The 15107-nt window shown below is 65.3% G+C and carries 11 protein-coding genes; 7 read left to right on the plus strand and 4 right to left on the minus strand.

Translation table 11 applies throughout. The features are described from left to right. The first annotated feature begins 34 nt into the window (after positions 1–34). Positions 35–1093, plus strand: coding sequence for a 3-isopropylmalate dehydrogenase (leuB, locus tag B5J99_RS10860; protein WP_117352385.1), 1059 nt, complete (start codon positions 35–37; stop codon positions 1091–1093). Here leuB and purD read toward each other — a convergent pair. After that, positions 1090–2358, minus strand: a complete 1269-nt coding sequence (gene purD, locus B5J99_RS10865) for a phosphoribosylamine--glycine ligase (protein ID WP_117352386.1) — start codon at positions 2356–2358, stop codon at positions 1090–1092. The two genes, leuB and purD, sit on opposite strands and share 4 nt — an antisense overlap. On the opposite strand from purD, the gene xseA reads away from it, so the two are divergent. The 3 genes from xseA (at position 2357) to B5J99_RS10880 (ending at position 5075) form a co-directional block, all read left to right on the plus strand. After that, a complete protein-coding gene (gene xseA / locus B5J99_RS10870; RefSeq protein WP_117352387.1) occupies positions 2357–3832 on the plus strand; it encodes an exodeoxyribonuclease VII large subunit in 1476 nt (491 codons plus the stop codon). The two genes, purD and xseA, sit on opposite strands and share 2 nt — an antisense overlap. 114 nt (positions 3833–3946) lie before the next feature. Then, positions 3947–4150, plus strand: a complete 204-nt coding sequence (locus B5J99_RS10875) for a DUF2093 domain-containing protein (RefSeq protein ID WP_054134421.1) — start codon at positions 3947–3949, stop codon at positions 4148–4150. A gap of 4 nt (positions 4151–4154) precedes the next feature. Next, entirely contained in the window at positions 4155–5075 is a 921-nt protein-coding gene (locus B5J99_RS10880) for a M23 family metallopeptidase (protein WP_425456395.1), read from the plus strand. Between the two features lie 67 nt (positions 5076–5142). Here the strand turns inward: B5J99_RS10880 and B5J99_RS10885 are convergent, their stop codons facing one another. After that, positions 5143–5634, minus strand: a complete 492-nt coding sequence (locus B5J99_RS10885; protein WP_162892562.1) for a hypothetical protein — start codon at positions 5632–5634, stop codon at positions 5143–5145. Between the two features lie 411 nt (positions 5635–6045). Here B5J99_RS10885 and B5J99_RS10890 point away from each other — a divergent pair, with 411 nt between their 5' ends. Next, the gene (locus B5J99_RS10890; protein ID WP_236823432.1) at positions 6046–8937 is read left to right on the plus strand and encodes a TonB-dependent receptor domain-containing protein; all 2892 of its coding nucleotides are present in this window, start codon (positions 6046–6048) and stop codon (positions 8935–8937) included. A 150-nt stretch (positions 8938–9087) separates the two neighbouring features. On the opposite strand, the gene B5J99_RS10895 is transcribed toward B5J99_RS10890, so the two are convergent. Together B5J99_RS10895 and B5J99_RS10900 are read right to left on the minus strand one after the other, a co-directional pair. Next, the gene (locus tag B5J99_RS10895) at positions 9088–10860 is read right to left on the minus strand and encodes a tetratricopeptide repeat protein (protein ID WP_117352389.1); all 1773 of its coding nucleotides are present in this window, start codon (positions 10858–10860) and stop codon (positions 9088–9090) included. A gap of 38 nt (positions 10861–10898) precedes the next feature. Beyond that, complete coding sequence (locus tag B5J99_RS10900; RefSeq protein WP_117353463.1) at positions 10899–11648, minus strand: 2OG-Fe(II) oxygenase; 750 nt, start codon at positions 11646–11648, stop codon at positions 10899–10901. A gap of 190 nt (positions 11649–11838) precedes the next feature. Here B5J99_RS10900 and B5J99_RS10905 point away from each other — a divergent pair, with 190 nt between their 5' ends. After that, complete coding sequence (locus B5J99_RS10905) at positions 11839–14016, plus strand: TonB-dependent receptor (RefSeq protein WP_117352390.1); 2178 nt, start codon at positions 11839–11841, stop codon at positions 14014–14016. Next, complete coding sequence (locus tag B5J99_RS10910) at positions 14016–15104, plus strand: PepSY-associated TM helix domain-containing protein (RefSeq protein ID WP_054134414.1); 1089 nt, start codon at positions 14016–14018, stop codon at positions 15102–15104. Before B5J99_RS10905 ends, B5J99_RS10910 begins: the two co-directional genes overlap by 1 nt. Positions 15105–15107: the final 3 nt, after the last annotated feature.

Here is a 15107-nt window from a genome sequence, read left to right on the forward strand (position 1 = left end):
CTATGCGCGCGGCGATAGCTGACAGGGATACACCATGAAAATTGCAATTCTACCCGGCGACGGCATCGGCCCCGAAATCATGGCCGAAGCGGTCCGCGTGCTGCGCGCGCTCGAGCTGCCGGGGATGGAACTGCACGATGGCCTGGTCGGTGCCGCCGCCTGGCGCGTCCATGGCCATCCGCTGCCCCCCGAGACGCTGGCGCTGATGCACGCATGCGATGCCCTGCTGTTCGGCGCGGTGGGCGATCCTGCTTGCGATGGCCTCGAACGCCATCTGCGCCCCGAACAGGCGGTGCTGGGGATGCGCAAGGAGCTGAGCCTGTTTGCTAACCTGCGCCCTGCCAAGGTGTTTCCGGGGCTGGAGGCGCACAGCTCGCTGCGACCCGAGGTCGCGGGCGCGATCGATCTGATGATTGTCCGAGAGCTCAACGGCGACGTCTATTTCGGCGAGAAGGGCATGCGCACCACCGCCGATGGCCAGCGCGAAGGCTATGACATCATGTCGTACAGCGAGAGCGAGGTGCGCCGCATCGCGCATGTCGCGTTCCGGACTGCGCAAGGTCGCTCAGGGCGGCTGTGTTCGGTGGACAAGGCCAATGTGCTGGAAACCTCGCAGCTATGGCGCGACGTGATGATCGAGGTCGCGGCGGAATATCCCGATGTCACGCTCGAGCATATGTATGTCGACAACGCCGCGATGCAGCTCGTCCGCGCGCCGGGCAAGTTCGACACCATCGTCACCGGCAACCTATTCGGCGATATCCTGTCCGATCAGGCGAGCATGTGCGTCGGCTCGATTGGCCTGCTTGCCTCGGCGTCTCTGGGTGCGCAGCAGACCGCGTTCGGCACCAAGGGTGCCTATGAACCGATCCACGGCAGCGCGCCCGATATCGCGGGCAAGGGCCTCGCCAATCCGGTCGCGATGATCCTCTCCGCCGCGATGATGTTGCGCCACAGCTTCGGTCTCGAAGCCGAAGCCGCGCGGATCGAGGCGGCGGTGGCGGGCGCGCTCAATGCGGGGGCGCTGGGCGCGGACCTCGGCGGGACGATGGGGACGCGGGAGATCGGCGACGCGGTGTTGGCGGCGCTTTAACCCCGTTCGCGCGCCACTTCGCGCCAGCCGATGTCGCGGCGGCAGAAGCCGGCGGGGAAATTAATCGCATCGACGGCGGCATAGGCCGCACGCTGCGCCTCGGTCACACTGTTGCCGGTGCCGGTGACGTTGAGCACACGGCCACCGCTTGCAACCAGCCCGCCATCCTTCAGCGCGGTCCCCGCGTGGAACACCTTTGCGCCGCCAGTGTCGCCCAGTGCAATCGCGCCGCCCTTTTCGGGGGTGCCCGGATAGCCCTTGGCGGCCATCACCACGGTGAGGGCATAGTCGTCCGAGAAGCGGGGAGGGGGGCTGCTGGCCAGCTCGCCCTTGGCGGTCGCAAGCACCAGCTCGGCCAGATCGCTCTGCAGCCGGGTCATCAGCACCTGGCATTCGGGGTCACCGAAGCGACAATTGTATTCGATGAGCTTCGGCCCTTCGCTGGTCAGCATCAGCCCGGCGAACAGAACGCCCGAATAGGGCATCCCCTCGGCGGCGAGCGTTGTCACGGTCGGCGCAATGATCCGCTCCATCACCTGCGCTTCAAGCTCCGGCGTCAGGACGGGAGCCGGGCTGTACGCGCCCATGCCGCCGGTGTTCGGCCCGGTATCGCCTTCACCCACCCGTTTATGGTCCTGCGCCGATCCGAAGGCGACGATCGCGCTGCCATCGGTGATCGCGAAGAAGCTCGCCTCTTCGCCGGTCATGAACTCCTCGATCACCACCTCGGCCCCGGCGTCACCGAAGGCGCCTGCGAACATGTGCCCGATGGCGTCCTCAGCCTCCTCGGCGGTCTCGGCGATGATGACGCCCTTGCCCGCTGCCAGCCCATCGGCCTTGATCACCACCGGCAGGTCGAAATCGGCCAAAGCCGCGTGCGCCTCTGCTGCATGGCTCGCGCGGACATAGCGCGCGGTGGGGATGCCCGCGCGGTCGCACAGGGCTTTGGTGAAGCCCTTGGAGCCTTCGAGCTGCGCGGCCTTCGCGGAGGGCCCGAACACGGGCACGTCGGCAGCGCGCAGGCTGTCGGCAAGGCCGTCGACGAGAGGCGCTTCAGGCCCGATTACGACCAGCCCGATGCGATGTTCCGCACAGAACGCGACAATCGCCGGATGATCGGACACCGCGAGGCCAACGCATTGTGCATGCTCGGCTATCCCCGGATTTCCGGGCGCGGCGAAGATGCTTTCCACCTGCGGGGATTGCGCCAGTTTCCAGCACAGGGCATGCTCGCGGCCACCGCTCCCCACCAACAGGATATTCATGCCCGACCCCTTTTCAGATGATGCCAACTCGCGTTCCGGCGGGCTGTTAGCCCAGATGGCGCCGGGCGACAACGCTCCGCCACTGTCGGTGTCGGAAATCTCGAACCTGCTCAAGCGCACGGTGGAGGACCGCTTTGGCCATGTCCGGATTCGCGGTGAAATTTCGGGATTCAAGCGCGCGGCGTCAGGGCATTGCTATCTGGCGCTCAAGGACGACAAGGCGCTGATCGACGGGATCATCTGGAAGGGTACGGCGCAGCGGCTGAATTTCGCGCCAGAAGATGGGCTCGACGTCATCGCCACCGGCAAGCTGACGACCTTCCCCGGACGTTCGAAGTACCAGATCACCATCGAATCGCTCGAACTCGCGGGCGAGGGCGCGCTGATGCAGCTGTTCGAAAAGCTCAAGGCGCGGCTGGCGGGCGAGGGGCTGTTCGATCCCGCACGCAAGCGCGCGCTGCCGTTTCTGCCGCGCACCATCGGCGTGGTGACGTCGCCCACAGGCTCGGTGATCCGCGACATTCTCCACCGGTTGGCGGATCGCTTCCCCAGCCATGTGCTGGTCTGGCCGGTGCTGGTGCAGGGCGAGGGCGCTGCTGCGCAGGTCGCAGCGGCTGTGCGCGGCTTCAGCGCGATGCCCGAGGACAGGCGGCCTGACCTGCTGATCGTTGCGCGCGGTGGCGGCTCGATCGAAGACCTTTGGGCCTTCAACGAGGAACCCGTCGTCCGCGCGATAGCCGAAAGCCCGATCCCGGTGATCTCAGCCGTTGGGCACGAGACGGACACCACGCTCGCCGATTTCGCCGCCGACCGCCGCGCGCCAACCCCGACGGCTGCAGCCGAAATGGCGGTGCCGGTGCGCGCCGATCTGCTGGCTGGGCTGGGCGAGCTCGGCCTGCGCGCCACGCGGGCGATCAACCGTACCCAGGGGCTGGCGCGCGAACGGCTCGAGGCGCGAGCCCAGCGGCTGCCGAAGCTGCAGGACCTGCTCAGCCCGCAACAGCAGCGCGCCGACGATCTGGGCGAGCGGCTGCGCGCGGCCTTGGGCCTGCGGCTCGCCGATGCGCGCGGTACGCTCGCGCGCGCTTCGGGCGCATTGCGGCCAGCGGTGCTCGATGCGCGTGCTGGCCTGGCGCGCGAGCGGCTTTCGCGGCTGAGGCTCGATCCGGCGATGCTCGAGCGGATCGCCACGCGGGCAGGCGAGCGACTGGCCGGGCTCGAGCGAGTCCTGGCGCAGCTTGACCCCGACGCACCGCTGCAGCGCGGTTATGCCCGGGTGACGGCTGCCGATGGCCGCACGCTGCTCGATCGCGCCTCAGCCCAGCGCGAGCCCAGCCTGGCGCTTCATTTTCGCGACGGGGTGCTCGATGTCGTGCCCGCCGATGGACCGGTGTCGCCACCGCCGCGCACACCGCCGGCTGCGGCTCGTCCGAAACCGCAGGCCACCGAACCGCGCCAGTCCAGCCTGTTCTGACCGGGCGCAATTTGCACCTCGGCGCGCATTGTTATAGGCTGCAGGTCAAGGGCAGGGCATCCGCCGACCGAGCGGTAAACCTGCGATACAGATTTGATGGAGCATGATCTTTAGATGTTGATGTCCAACCGCGATCGGGCTGCGCGCCTGCATTATATGCCCAACGGCTTTCGTCTGCTCAGCCCGGGCGATCATGTGCTGTGCGCCGAAACCGGGCAGAAGATCGATCTGGAAGAGCTGCGCTACTGGAGCGTCGAGCGGCAGGAGCCTTATGCCAGCTGCGAGATTTCGGTGCGCGCCGCGCTGGGGCAGGGCTGAACCTGTGGCGCGGGGCGGAATCGCGCTGAGCCTGATCGCCGCGGCGCTTGCCGGTCCCGCGATCGGCCAAGCCGCGCCCGCCTCGCAAGACACGCCTTCTGCGGCTACGCAGGCCAGCGGACCCGACTTTCTCACCCGTCCCTTTGGCGCTGTGCGTCCATTGACCAGCGGCATCCGGCTGAGCGGCGCACCCGTGCAGGGCGCGCTGCTGCGTGGCACTGCGCCCCGCGGTGTGGTCGGGCTGGATCTGGACGGGGTGAAGGTGCCGCTGGCCGAGGACGGCCAGTTCCTGCTGGGGTTCAACCGCGATGCGCCGCCGCTGGGCGTGCTGACCGTCAGCTTTGACGATGGCGAGGTGGTGAGCGAGCCGCTCTCGATCGAGCCGCGATCCTGGCGGCGCGAGTTCATCGCGGTCGCCGCACGCGGCGGGGTGCCGAGCGAAGCGTTCATGGCGCGGCGCAAGCCCGAGCTCGAGCTGATCGCTTCCGCGCGGCTGCGCAGTTCGGACAGCGCCGGCTGGCGCCAGCCGTTCATCTGGCCTGCCACGGGGCGGGTGTCGGGGATTTTCGGGTCGCAGCGCATCTATGCGGGCGAGCCCGGCAGCTTCCACAGCGGTGTCGATGTCGCAGGGCCAGTCGGCGCGCCGGTGGTGGCGCCGGCGGACGGCGTGGTCATCCTGGCTGCGCAGTCACCGTTCTCGCTCGAAGGCAATCTGCTGATGATCGACCATGGCATGGGTCTCAACAGCGCCTTCCTGCACCTGTCGTCGATCGACGTGAAGGATGGCGAGCGCGTGCGCCAGGGCCAGCAGATCGGCCGAATCGGCGCGACCGGGCGCGCAACCGGCCCGCATCTGCACTGGAGCATGAAGTGGAACGAGGCGCGGATCGACCCGCAGATGCTGGTTCCGCCAATGGGCCAGTGATTGCCCGTCAGTGATTGGCCGTCAGTGATTGCAAGTAACTGGCGCGCAACTTCGCGCGCCGACGCGATCACTCCACCCGGCGGACTCGGGTAAAGCCCGTGCGGCCTTCGATCTTGGCCCGATAGCCCCCCATTGCTCCGCGATCGATCACCAGCATCTGGCCGGGCTTGGGCGAAAAGATGTAGCTCGGTGGATCGGTCTGTTCCCAGCGGCTGCCATTCTCCAGCGTGATCGACAGACGGCCGCTGCCGGGCAGGGGGCGCAGCCCGGTGATCTTGGACGATAGCGACTTGAGCGGCTCTCCATCGGGACCGCGCAGCAGGGTGCTTTCCCCCACCGCCAGGCCGAACGCCGATTCGCGCGCCTGTTCCACCACCTTGCGTTCCGCGACGATCACCTCGCCGGTCTTCTGGGCATCGGCAAAGGCGGCGACCTGCCGGTCGAAACAGGCGAGCCGGGCGGAATCATCGGTGATCGTCCGGCATTGCAGCATGCCCTCGAACACCGGTCCGGGATCTGCCCCAGCGGACTTCTTCTGGGCCTGGGCCGGGGTGGCCATGGCCACGATGGTCACAACGGAGAGGGCGGCAAGAGCCGAAAAATGACGTTGCCTGATCGCTGACATAAGCTTTGCTCCGGACTGTGGACCGACACCCTGAAGCCGCTTTTGAGCTTGCGCAAGAGAGGATTTGTTAACGAACAATGCGGCTGCGACGCTTTCTGTGACCTTTTTGCTACAGCCCCATGGAAACAGTATGTCGGAGGGGCGAGCAGTGTTGCGTTTTCAACGCGTTCTTGCGTAAGCAAAGCTCAAGAAGGGTGAAAATGCCTTTCCAACCATAATTTTTTCAAAAGACGGTCGCTCTCGACGGCGACGCTCCAAGGGGAAAAAAGCATGACGTCTCGTTTCAAACTCGGCCTGCTGACAAGCAGCCTGCTGGTAGCAGCTGGCAGCTTTGCAGCACCTGCGATGGCGCAGGATCAATCGGATGAAAGCGCGGCATCGGATAACCAGGCAATCGTGGTTACCGGTTCGCGTATCGCCCGTACCGACCTCAGCTCCACCAGCCCGACCGCTGTTGTGACCGCCGAAGAATTCCTGCTTTCTGGCGCCACCAACGTTGAACAGGTGCTGAACACCCTGCCGCAGGTTCTGCCTGGCGTGACCAGCTTCTCGAACAACCCCGGCAACGGCGCAGCCACGCTGAACCTTCGCAACCTGGGCGCACAGCGTACCCTGGTGCTGGTCAACGGCCGCCGCTGGATGTTCTATGATACCAACCAGATCGTCGACTTGAACACCATCCCGCAGTTCCTGCTCGAAGGCGTTGACGTTGTGACCGGTGGTCAGTCGGCCGTTTACGGTTCGGACGCGATCGCAGGCGTCGTCAACTTCCGTCTGCGTCAGAACATCGACGGCATCATCCTGGGCGGCAACTACTCGCTGACCGGCAAGGGCGATGGCGCACGTTATGACGTGAACTTCGCAATCGGCACTCCGTTTGCAGACGGCCGCGGCCAGGTCACCATTTATGGTAACTACCTGCGTCGTGAATCGATCTTCCAGGGCGCCCGCGCCTATTCGCGTTTCGCTGCCGGTGACGGCTGCGTCCGCGCTGGAACCACCGATCGCGCAACCGGCGTTGGCGTCAGCCTCGGCGGTGCTCTGGGCACCTGCGTCGCTCGTGGCGGCGAAATCGGTCTCGTTCCCGGCGGTTCGGCTTCGACCCCGATCGCAACCCTGCCCGGTGTTGGCGGCGGCAACGGCCTGATCTTCAACCCGACCGGTGGCGGCACCCGTCCGTTCCTGAACCCGGAAGATCTGTACAACTTCGCACCCGACAACTACCTGCAGCTGCCCCAGGAGCGTTACCTGTTCGGCGGTTATGGTAACTTCCAGATCACCGACGGCATCGAAGCCTATGCTGAAGTCAGCTATGTCAACAGCAAGGTGAACCAGGAACTGGCTCCGACCCCGGGCGGCATCGCTGCCAGCCTGCAGATCAACAGCCCGTTCTTCAACGCTGGAACCCAGGCTGCGCTGGCTGCTGCTGCAACGCCTGCCGATCTCGCTCTTGGTCGTTCGACCCAGAACGTTGGCTTCCGCTTCAACCAGTCCGGTCCGCGTAACTCGAGCCAGGGTCGCTCGGCATTCCGCATCATGACGGGTCTGCGCGGCGAAATCGTCAGCAACATCAACTACGACCTGTACTACATGTACTCGCGTACCGAGAACACGCAGTTCCAGCAGGGCAACGTTTCGGTCAGCCGTTATCGCGCCACTCTGGAAACCGAAACCGTTGGTGGCGTGACCCGCTGCCGCGATGCTGCTGCCCGCGCTGCTGGCTGCGTACCGCTCAACGTGTTCGGTCAGGGTCTGGCTGATCCCGCCGCGCTGCGTTACGTCACGATCAACTCGACCAACCTGGAAACCTCGGATCTCCAGAACATCGTCGGTTCGATCAGCGGCACGCTCGGAAGCATCTTCGGCAACTCGGAACCGATCGGTTTCGCAGTCGGTGGTGAATATCGTCGCGTTTCGGCTTCGTACACGCCCGATACCTTCCTTGCTTCGGGCGACGTGATCGGCTTCAACGCCGGCCAGCCGACCGGTGGTAACTACAACGCCAAGGAAGTGTTCGCCGAGCTCCGTATCCCGCTGGTGAATGAATCCTTCATCCACCGTCTGGAACTGACCGGTGCTGCGCGTTACTCGGATTACTCGCTCGATAACGTCGGCGGTGTGTGGACCTATGCTGGTGGCGGTGAATTCGCTCCCATCCAGGACATCACCTTCCGCGGTCAGTATCAGCGTGCGGTTCGTGCACCGAACGTGCAGGATCTGTTCGGCGGCCAGTCGGTCGGCTTCCCGCAGGCAATCGATCCCTGCTCGAGCCGTACCCCGGTTGCGCTGCAGACGGCAGCCATTCGCGCACTCTGCGTCGCCAACGGCGTGCCGGCTGGCAACGTGTTCACCACTGCAGTTCAGCCGAACCAGCAGATCCAGGCACAGTTCGGCGGCAACCCGAACCTGGGCGAAGAAACCTCGGACACCTTCACCATTGGTGCGGTCATTCGTCCGAGCTTCATCCCCCGCCTGAATATCACGGTCGACTACTTCAACATCAAGGTGAAGGACACGATCTCGACCTTCGGTGGTGGTCTGAACAGCGCTCTGCAGCTCTGCTTCACCGTGGCTCAGGATCTGACCAACCCGATCTGCTCGATCTTCGCCGGTCAGCGCAACCCGACCACGGGTGCACTCGGCGAGACCTCGGGTGGACGTAACCCTCCGGTGCTGTCGGCCAACATCGCAAAGCTGGCGACCTCGGGCGTCGATATTCAGGTGGATTACAACATCCCGCTGAACTTCTCGCTCACCGGTTCGGACGAATCGCGCCTGACCTTCTTCTTCCTCGGAACCTATCTCGACGAATATCGCACCACTGCAGTGGCTGCGATCCCCGAGCGGGTCACGATTGGCGAAGGCACGATCGCTCTGCCGAAATGGCGTCACACCGCCCGTCTGGGTTATGTTGACGGTCCGGCTCAGATCTCGCTGCGTTGGCGCTATAACGGCCCCGGCATCGACAGCCGCATCATCAACACCTTCAACGGTCTGGTTCGCACCGAGCAGGATCCTGCTCTGTTCCCGAACCGTCGCGTTGGCGCGTTCAACTACTTTGACCTGACCGGCTCGTTCGCCGTGACGGACAACTTCCAGCTGACCGCCGGTGTGAACAACCTGTTCAACAAGACCCCCGTGGTTCTCGGAACGGCGCAGGAGCAGGGCAACAACGTCCCCGGCTTCTACGATCCGCTCGGCCGTGACTTCTTCGTGAGCGCACGTCTGAACTTCTGATCGGGTTCAAACCTAAAAGAGATGGCGGCGAACTTCGGTTCGCCGCCATTTTTTTGTGTTCGCCGCCCGGGGTTTGTCCGGGATCAACGGGCGCAGCAAAGCCTACGGGAAAACTCCCGTCAGGCCTTGATGCCAGCGATGGAAAGAGGTTTAGCGGCTGAGGACCGCGTCGAACGCGACGGTCATCCGTTCGCCTTGGGCAAAGGGGCGGGTGCCATGGAACATGTAGCTGGGGAACAGCGCCAGCCGTCCCGGCACCGGCTGGATCGTCTCCAGCGGGTCTAGCGCGAGGCCCAGCTCGGTCGGCGCAGCGCCAACCTCCAGCCAACCCGCCTTGTCCGGGCCGTCGGCTTCCTGCGGCACCACGATATAGCAGGCCGAGCTCAACAGGCCCTGCGGATGGATGTGCGCGACATGATAGCCCGAGTCCGTCAGCCTGACCGACCACGAACCCGCGATGGCGAGGCTCTCGCCGCGGTGCTTGAGTAGTGGGTGGGTTGCGTCGCGCGGCGGCAGGCTTGCCCAATGCGCGGCAACCGAAGCCTCGATTGCCTGTAGCAGCGCCTGGATCTGTGGTTCCTGCCGCCAGAACAGCCGGCCCCGGGTCTGCGTGCCTCCCCGCAAGGACTGGCCGACGGGGTGCGATCGCGCGGTGTGGATCGACCGCAGGAGATCGGCGGTATCGGTGAGCGCTGCAGGATCGATGTCCAGCGCGCGTGCCTGCACCAGGCCCGGTTGTCCCGAAAGCCATTCATGTCGGGGATCGCCTGTCAGACGCCAGGCGAGGCCAAGATACGCCCAGGCGACGATGTCGTCGGGGGCGCGCGCGACGAGCGCTTCGAGCAGCGATCCCGCTTCATCCGGCCTGCGCAGCCCCAGCATTATGCGTCCGCGGGTGCACCGCGTCAGATCGGTATCGGGCAGCGGGGCGAGCATGGCAGCGGCGCGGTCGAACCGTCCGCATTCGCCCTCCAGCCGTGCGAGTTCGAACAGCCAGCCCTGTTGCGCGCCACACTGGCGCTCGCCATCATGCAGGGTCTTTAGCGCAGGCTCGAATTCGCCGGCCGAGGCCTGGACGGCGGCCAATGCTTCGTACAGCCCGGGGTGCTTCGGGAACCGGCCGATCGCCTCGTGGATATGGTCGACATAAGCGTCGCCCTCGCCAATCTCGGCGCGCATCTTGGCGAACTCGTGATGCCCTTCGAGCCACAGCGGGTCTTGCTTGAGCACGTCTTCCAGCACGTCGAGGCCGCTGTTGTCGCCCTGTTCCATCATCGCCTGGACAATGCCGAGCACCAGCACTCGGTCGCCCTGCGATCGCTGCAGTGCCGCGATATGGCGGTCCTTCGCGTCCGCGGCGCCGGTTTCCAGCGCCATCCGGGCACGACCGGCGAGCGCGACCTTACGGTCGGGATCGATCGCCAGCGCCTGATCGAACGCGGCGATCGCCTCCTGCGGGCGCTCCATGTCCTTGAGCACGGCACCACGCGCGGAATGTACCTTGGCGGAGGCATGCCCCGCATCGAGCAGCCAGTCGAAGGTCGCCAGCGCGTCGGAATGGCGTTGCATGCGATGCAGCGCCAGCCCGCGATTGTAATGCGCATCGGCAAAGCCCGGGTCGATCTCGAGCGCGCGGTCATATTTTGCGAGAGCCGCAGAATGATCGCCGGCGGCAACCAGCATGTTGCCCCAGTTACCCAGGATCTGCACGTCGTGCGGTTGGTGTTGGTGTGCGGTCGCAAACAGGCTCGCCGCGCTGGCGAGGTCGCCCTGCTGCTTGCGGCACAGCGCGCGTAGGTGAAAGGCATCGGCATTCGGGCCGCCGATATGCTCGACCTGGTCCAGCAGCCGTTCGGCTTCGGCGATGTTGCCGGCGGCATAGGCTTGCTGCGCGGCGATGAACCGCCGTTGAAAATCCTGCATCAAAAACTCATTCCTTGAGGTACGGCGTTTGCGTCGCCCTATCTGTCACGAAACCAGCCGGTGATCGAGAGTCGCCCGACCGGCGCGAAGGGGGGGACATAGCTGACCAGGTGCGGCTGGGGCACCGCAAACAGGCTCAAGCTGTTGAACCGGGGCCGGTAGCCCACAATGATGTCGCCGTCATCATCCAGAAAATTGAGATAGCCGCCCCAGTCCGGCTTCCAGTCATCGGGCGCAAGGCTGAGCACATAGGCGATGCGCCATCCTTCGCCGACATGGCTGTCGCTGTGCAGGCCGAGGAACTGCGAGGGAGCAAACAGTGTCGCCTGCGCATCGGCCTTGATCAGCTCGGTGATCCCGGTGACCGATCGGATCAGATCGAGAAATGGCTGGTCGTTGATATGCTCGAGCAGGATGTCGTGCGCGGAATCGGGTGCCCAGCGCCCGAGATAGGCATCGAGGATCGGGTAGCGTGCAAAGCTGAAGGCGTAATCGCCGCGCTGTGCGGCATCGGCCACGTTCTGGGCGATGCGCTGGCGTTCGGCGGCGGGCAGCGCAGCTATCTCGTCGGGGCGGCGCCCATGCGGGCCATCGTTGCCTGCCGACCATGCCAGGCCCCAGGGTGTGTGCTGCGCCAGGATCTTGCGCAGCTCGCGCGCGGCCTCGGGTTCGAGTACATCGCGGATCTGCAGCCGCTGGTTGACGGCAAAGTCCCGCGCCAAGGCACCCCGGTCCAGCGCCGGATTCAAGGCCAGAAGATGCAACGGAGCAGCCGTGGCAGCCGACATGATAACAGTGCCTTCCTGAAGAGTGCTGGCCTTGCCCCATGCATAGCGGGCCAGGGCCTGCCCCTCAACCCTCGCATCACGGCGCAGCCTCTCCTTGACCAGCAACAGCAGAGACTATGCGCACGAGAATGCGAATCTGTTGCAATAGCATTTGGGCGTTGCTAACAGCCTGCCCAGATTGGGGAACGAGATGAAACTGGGAAAGCTGGCGGGCTTCGTGCTTGCGACATTGTGGGTGGGCCCGGCTCTTGCGCAGGCTTCGGCGGCGGATCTGGCAGCAGACGCGGCGGAAGAGCCATCGCCTGCGGAGGAGGCTGATATCGTGGTCACTGCAGCGCGCACGGTGCTGCCGCCCAGCGCCTTGCCTTTGACAATCGATATCATCGGCAAGGAAGCGCTTGACCAGCAGATCATCCTGTCAGGGTCGATCACCGATGCCGTTGCGGCACTGACGCCGTCCTTCTCGCCCACGCGTGGCAAGCTGTCGGGGGCAGGGGAGACGCTGCGCGGCCGTTCGCCGCTCTATGCGATCAACGGCATTCCTCAGTCCACCCCGCTGCGCGATGGCAGCCGCGACGGCTTCACCATCGATGGCTTTTTCGTCGACCGGGTCGAGCTGATCTATGGTTCCAACGCGCTGCAGGGGATTGGCGGCACCGGTGGCATCGTCAACCAGGTGACCGTGGGCGCGCCCATGCTGGAGGGAGTTTCCGGCAGGGTGTTGTTGCAGGGTTCAGCCGATGGCGATGTCCGTTCGGACGGGTTCGGCGCCAAGGCGGCGGGGCTTGTGCAGTACAAGGCGGACCGCTTCGATGCCACCGTGGGTGCGTCCTACGAACGGCGCGGCGTGTTCTTTGATGCGCGCGGCCGCCGCATCGGCCTCAACCTCACCCAAGGCGAGACACAGACCTCCGATGCGGTCTCGCTGTTCGGGCGCTTCGGCTATGCGCTTTCCCCGACCGCGCGACTCGACCTGATGGCCAGCCGCTACGAGCTCAAGGGCGATGGCGAGTTCGTCGCGGTGCCGGGCAACCGGCTGACCGGCGTGCCCACCACTGCGGCGCGCGGCACGCCGCCGGGCATACCCGCCGCGAACCGCACCGAAAGCGTTGCGCTGTCGCTGACCGATACCGATCTTGGCGGCGGCAATTTCGTGAGCCAGATCTTCTTCAACCGCAGCCGCGACACGTTTGGCGGAGAGCTCGGCCCGATCGCGGCCTTTCAGGATGTCCGCATTGCCCCGGTCGGCACGCTGTTCGACCAGTCGCAGAACCGCTCGCGCAAGCTGGGCGGCAAGATCAGCTATGAACGCGCAGTCCCGGGCTTCGAAGACCTGACCGCGATCGTCGGGTTCGACGCGCTGTTCGATACCACCGAACAGCGGCTGATCGCCACCAACCGCGTCTGGGTGCCACCCACCGAGTTCCGCAGCCTCGCGCCGTTTGCGCAGGCCAATCTCAAGCTGTTCGACGGGCTGGTCCGGCTGGCGGGTGGTGCGCGCTGGGAAAATGTCGAGATCAAGATTGACGATTACACCACGCTCGCCACCACCACCAACCCGCGCGGCGGAGTGCTGGTCTCCGGCGGCAGCCCCAAGTTCGACGATGTGCTGCTCAACGGCGGGGTGATCGTCGAACCGGCGCAGGGAATCCGCTTCTACGCCAGCTATGCCGAGGGCTTTACTGTTCCAGATGTCGGCCGCATCACCCGCGCGATCGGCGCGCCGGGGGTCGATCTCGACAACTTCCTCGATATCAGCCCGATCATCTCGAACAACCGCGAGATCGGCGCCGAGGTGAAGCGCGGGCCGGTGGATGCCAGCGTCACCTATTTCTGGTCTACGAGCTCGCGCGGGCAGCTGCTCGTCGCCCGGCCTGACGGGATATTCGACGTGCAGCGCCAGCGCGTCGAGATCGAGGGGCTCGAGCTCAATCTGGGCGTGGCGATGCCGATCGATGGTCTGCGCCTTTCCGCCGGCTATGCTCATATCCTGGGCCGCAGCGATACCAATGCCGACGACCGGGTCGATACCGATCTGGATGGTACGAACATCTCGCCCGACCGCCTCAATCTGGCCGCCAGCTTCGACCGGGGCAGGGTATCGGCACGGGTGCAGACCCAAGTCTATTTCTCGCGGACCTTTGACGGGCTGGTGCGCGATCCGCGCAACGACTTCGGCGGCTATACGCTCACCGATGCCTATCTGGGCTATCAGGTAGGCCCAGGCCGCATCATCCTGAGCGCGCAGAACATCTTCAACCGCCAGTATATCGATTACAACAGCGATGTCCGGTTGCCGACCGACAACCTGTCGTTCTTTGCCGGGCGCGGCCGCAATATGACGCTGGCCTGGGACATGCGCTTCTGATGCGGCAGCTGGACTGGCTTCACCGCTGGACCGGCGGGCTCATCGGGCTTGTGCTCGCGATGCTGGGTCTGAGCGGCACGGTGCTGCTGCACCGCGACGCCTGGATCATGCTGCCCCATGCGCATGACACGCAGGTTGCCGACAACGCCGCGGTCGTGGGCGCGCTCGAGGCGATCATGGCAGACCCGCATTCGCGCCCCGGCAGCGTGCTGTTCGCCACCCAAAGCCTTGGCCTCAACCGGCTGACCTATGCCGATGGCAGCGGCGCCTATACCGATCAGAGCGGCGCCGTGGTGAGCCGGTGGGACAGCGTGTGGGGACGGCCCGAGCTGTTCCTGTTCGATCTGCACCACCATCTGCTCGCCGGAGATACCGGGGAGTGGGTGATCGGGATCGCGGGGCTGTGCGGGCTGTTCTTCGTGCTCAGCGGGCTGGTGCTGTGGTGGCGCACCCGGCGGACCTTCCGCTTCAGGCTGCTGCCTTCGCGCCTCACGCGCCCGGCGATCCTGTGGCATCACCGGGATATGGGCGTGGTCCTCGCGCCGCTGCTTCTGCTCACCCTCTTCACCGGCACCAGCATGATCTTCCGCCCGGTGGCAGCCTTGGTGCTGGGTCCGTCTGCGCCCGCCACCATCGGTGCGGCGCTGAAGGCGCCCGAGTCTGCGGCCACGCCGCTGGCCGACCAACCCGACTGGCGCCAGATCGTGCGCACCGCGCGCCAGCATTTCCCCGATGCCGAAATCCGGCTGATCAGCCTGCCGAAGCAGGATGGCGGACCGATCACCATGCGGATGAAGCAGCCCGAGGAATGGCTTCCCAACGGCCGCACGATGCTGTGGTTTGCATCCGATACCAGTCGGCTGATCGAGGCGCGCAACGCGCTGCTGCTGCCCTCGCAGGTGCAATGGTTCAACACCTTCTATCCGCTGCACGCGGCCAAGGTGGGCGGCTTGCCCTATCGACTCGTGATGACGCTGGTGGGGTTGGCGCTGACGTTGCTGGGATCGCTCACGGTCTGGACCTTCTGGTTCCGCCGCAGGCCATCGACTCGCCACGCAGAGTCGCGCCGTCCCGTCACGGTCGAGTAGCCA

This window comes from Blastomonas fulva, assembly GCF_003431825.1.
Lineage (GTDB): Bacteria > Pseudomonadota > Alphaproteobacteria > Sphingomonadales > Sphingomonadaceae > Blastomonas > Blastomonas fulva.

What these genes read in the sequence shown, in the direction of transcription:
- purD (WP_117352386.1), bottom strand. Translation starts at nt 2,358, where the DNA reads ATGAATATCCTGTTGGTGGGGAGCGGTGGCCGCGAGCATGCCCTGTGC.
- B5J99_RS10875 (WP_054134421.1), top strand. Translation starts at nt 3,947, where the DNA reads ATGTTGATGTCCAACCGCGATCGGGCTGCGCGCCTGCATTATATGCCC.
- xseA (WP_117352387.1), top strand. Translation starts at nt 2,357, where the DNA reads ATGCCCGACCCCTTTTCAGATGATGCCAACTCGCGTTCCGGCGGGCTG.
- B5J99_RS10900 (WP_117353463.1), bottom strand. Translation starts at nt 11,648, where the DNA reads ATGTCGGCTGCCACGGCTGCTCCGTTGCATCTTCTGGCCTTGAATCCG.
- leuB (WP_117352385.1), top strand. Translation starts at nt 35, where the DNA reads ATGAAAATTGCAATTCTACCCGGCGACGGCATCGGCCCCGAAATCATG.
- B5J99_RS10910 (WP_054134414.1), top strand. Translation starts at nt 14,016, where the DNA reads ATGCGGCAGCTGGACTGGCTTCACCGCTGGACCGGCGGGCTCATCGGG.
- B5J99_RS10885 (WP_162892562.1), bottom strand. Translation starts at nt 5,634, where the DNA reads ATGGCCACCCCGGCCCAGGCCCAGAAGAAGTCCGCTGGGGCAGATCCC.
- B5J99_RS10890 (WP_236823432.1), top strand. Translation starts at nt 6,046, where the DNA reads ATGGCGCAGGATCAATCGGATGAAAGCGCGGCATCGGATAACCAGGCA.
- B5J99_RS10905 (WP_117352390.1), top strand. Translation starts at nt 11,839, where the DNA reads ATGAAACTGGGAAAGCTGGCGGGCTTCGTGCTTGCGACATTGTGGGTG.
- B5J99_RS10895 (WP_117352389.1), bottom strand. Translation starts at nt 10,860, where the DNA reads ATGCAGGATTTTCAACGGCGGTTCATCGCCGCGCAGCAAGCCTATGCC.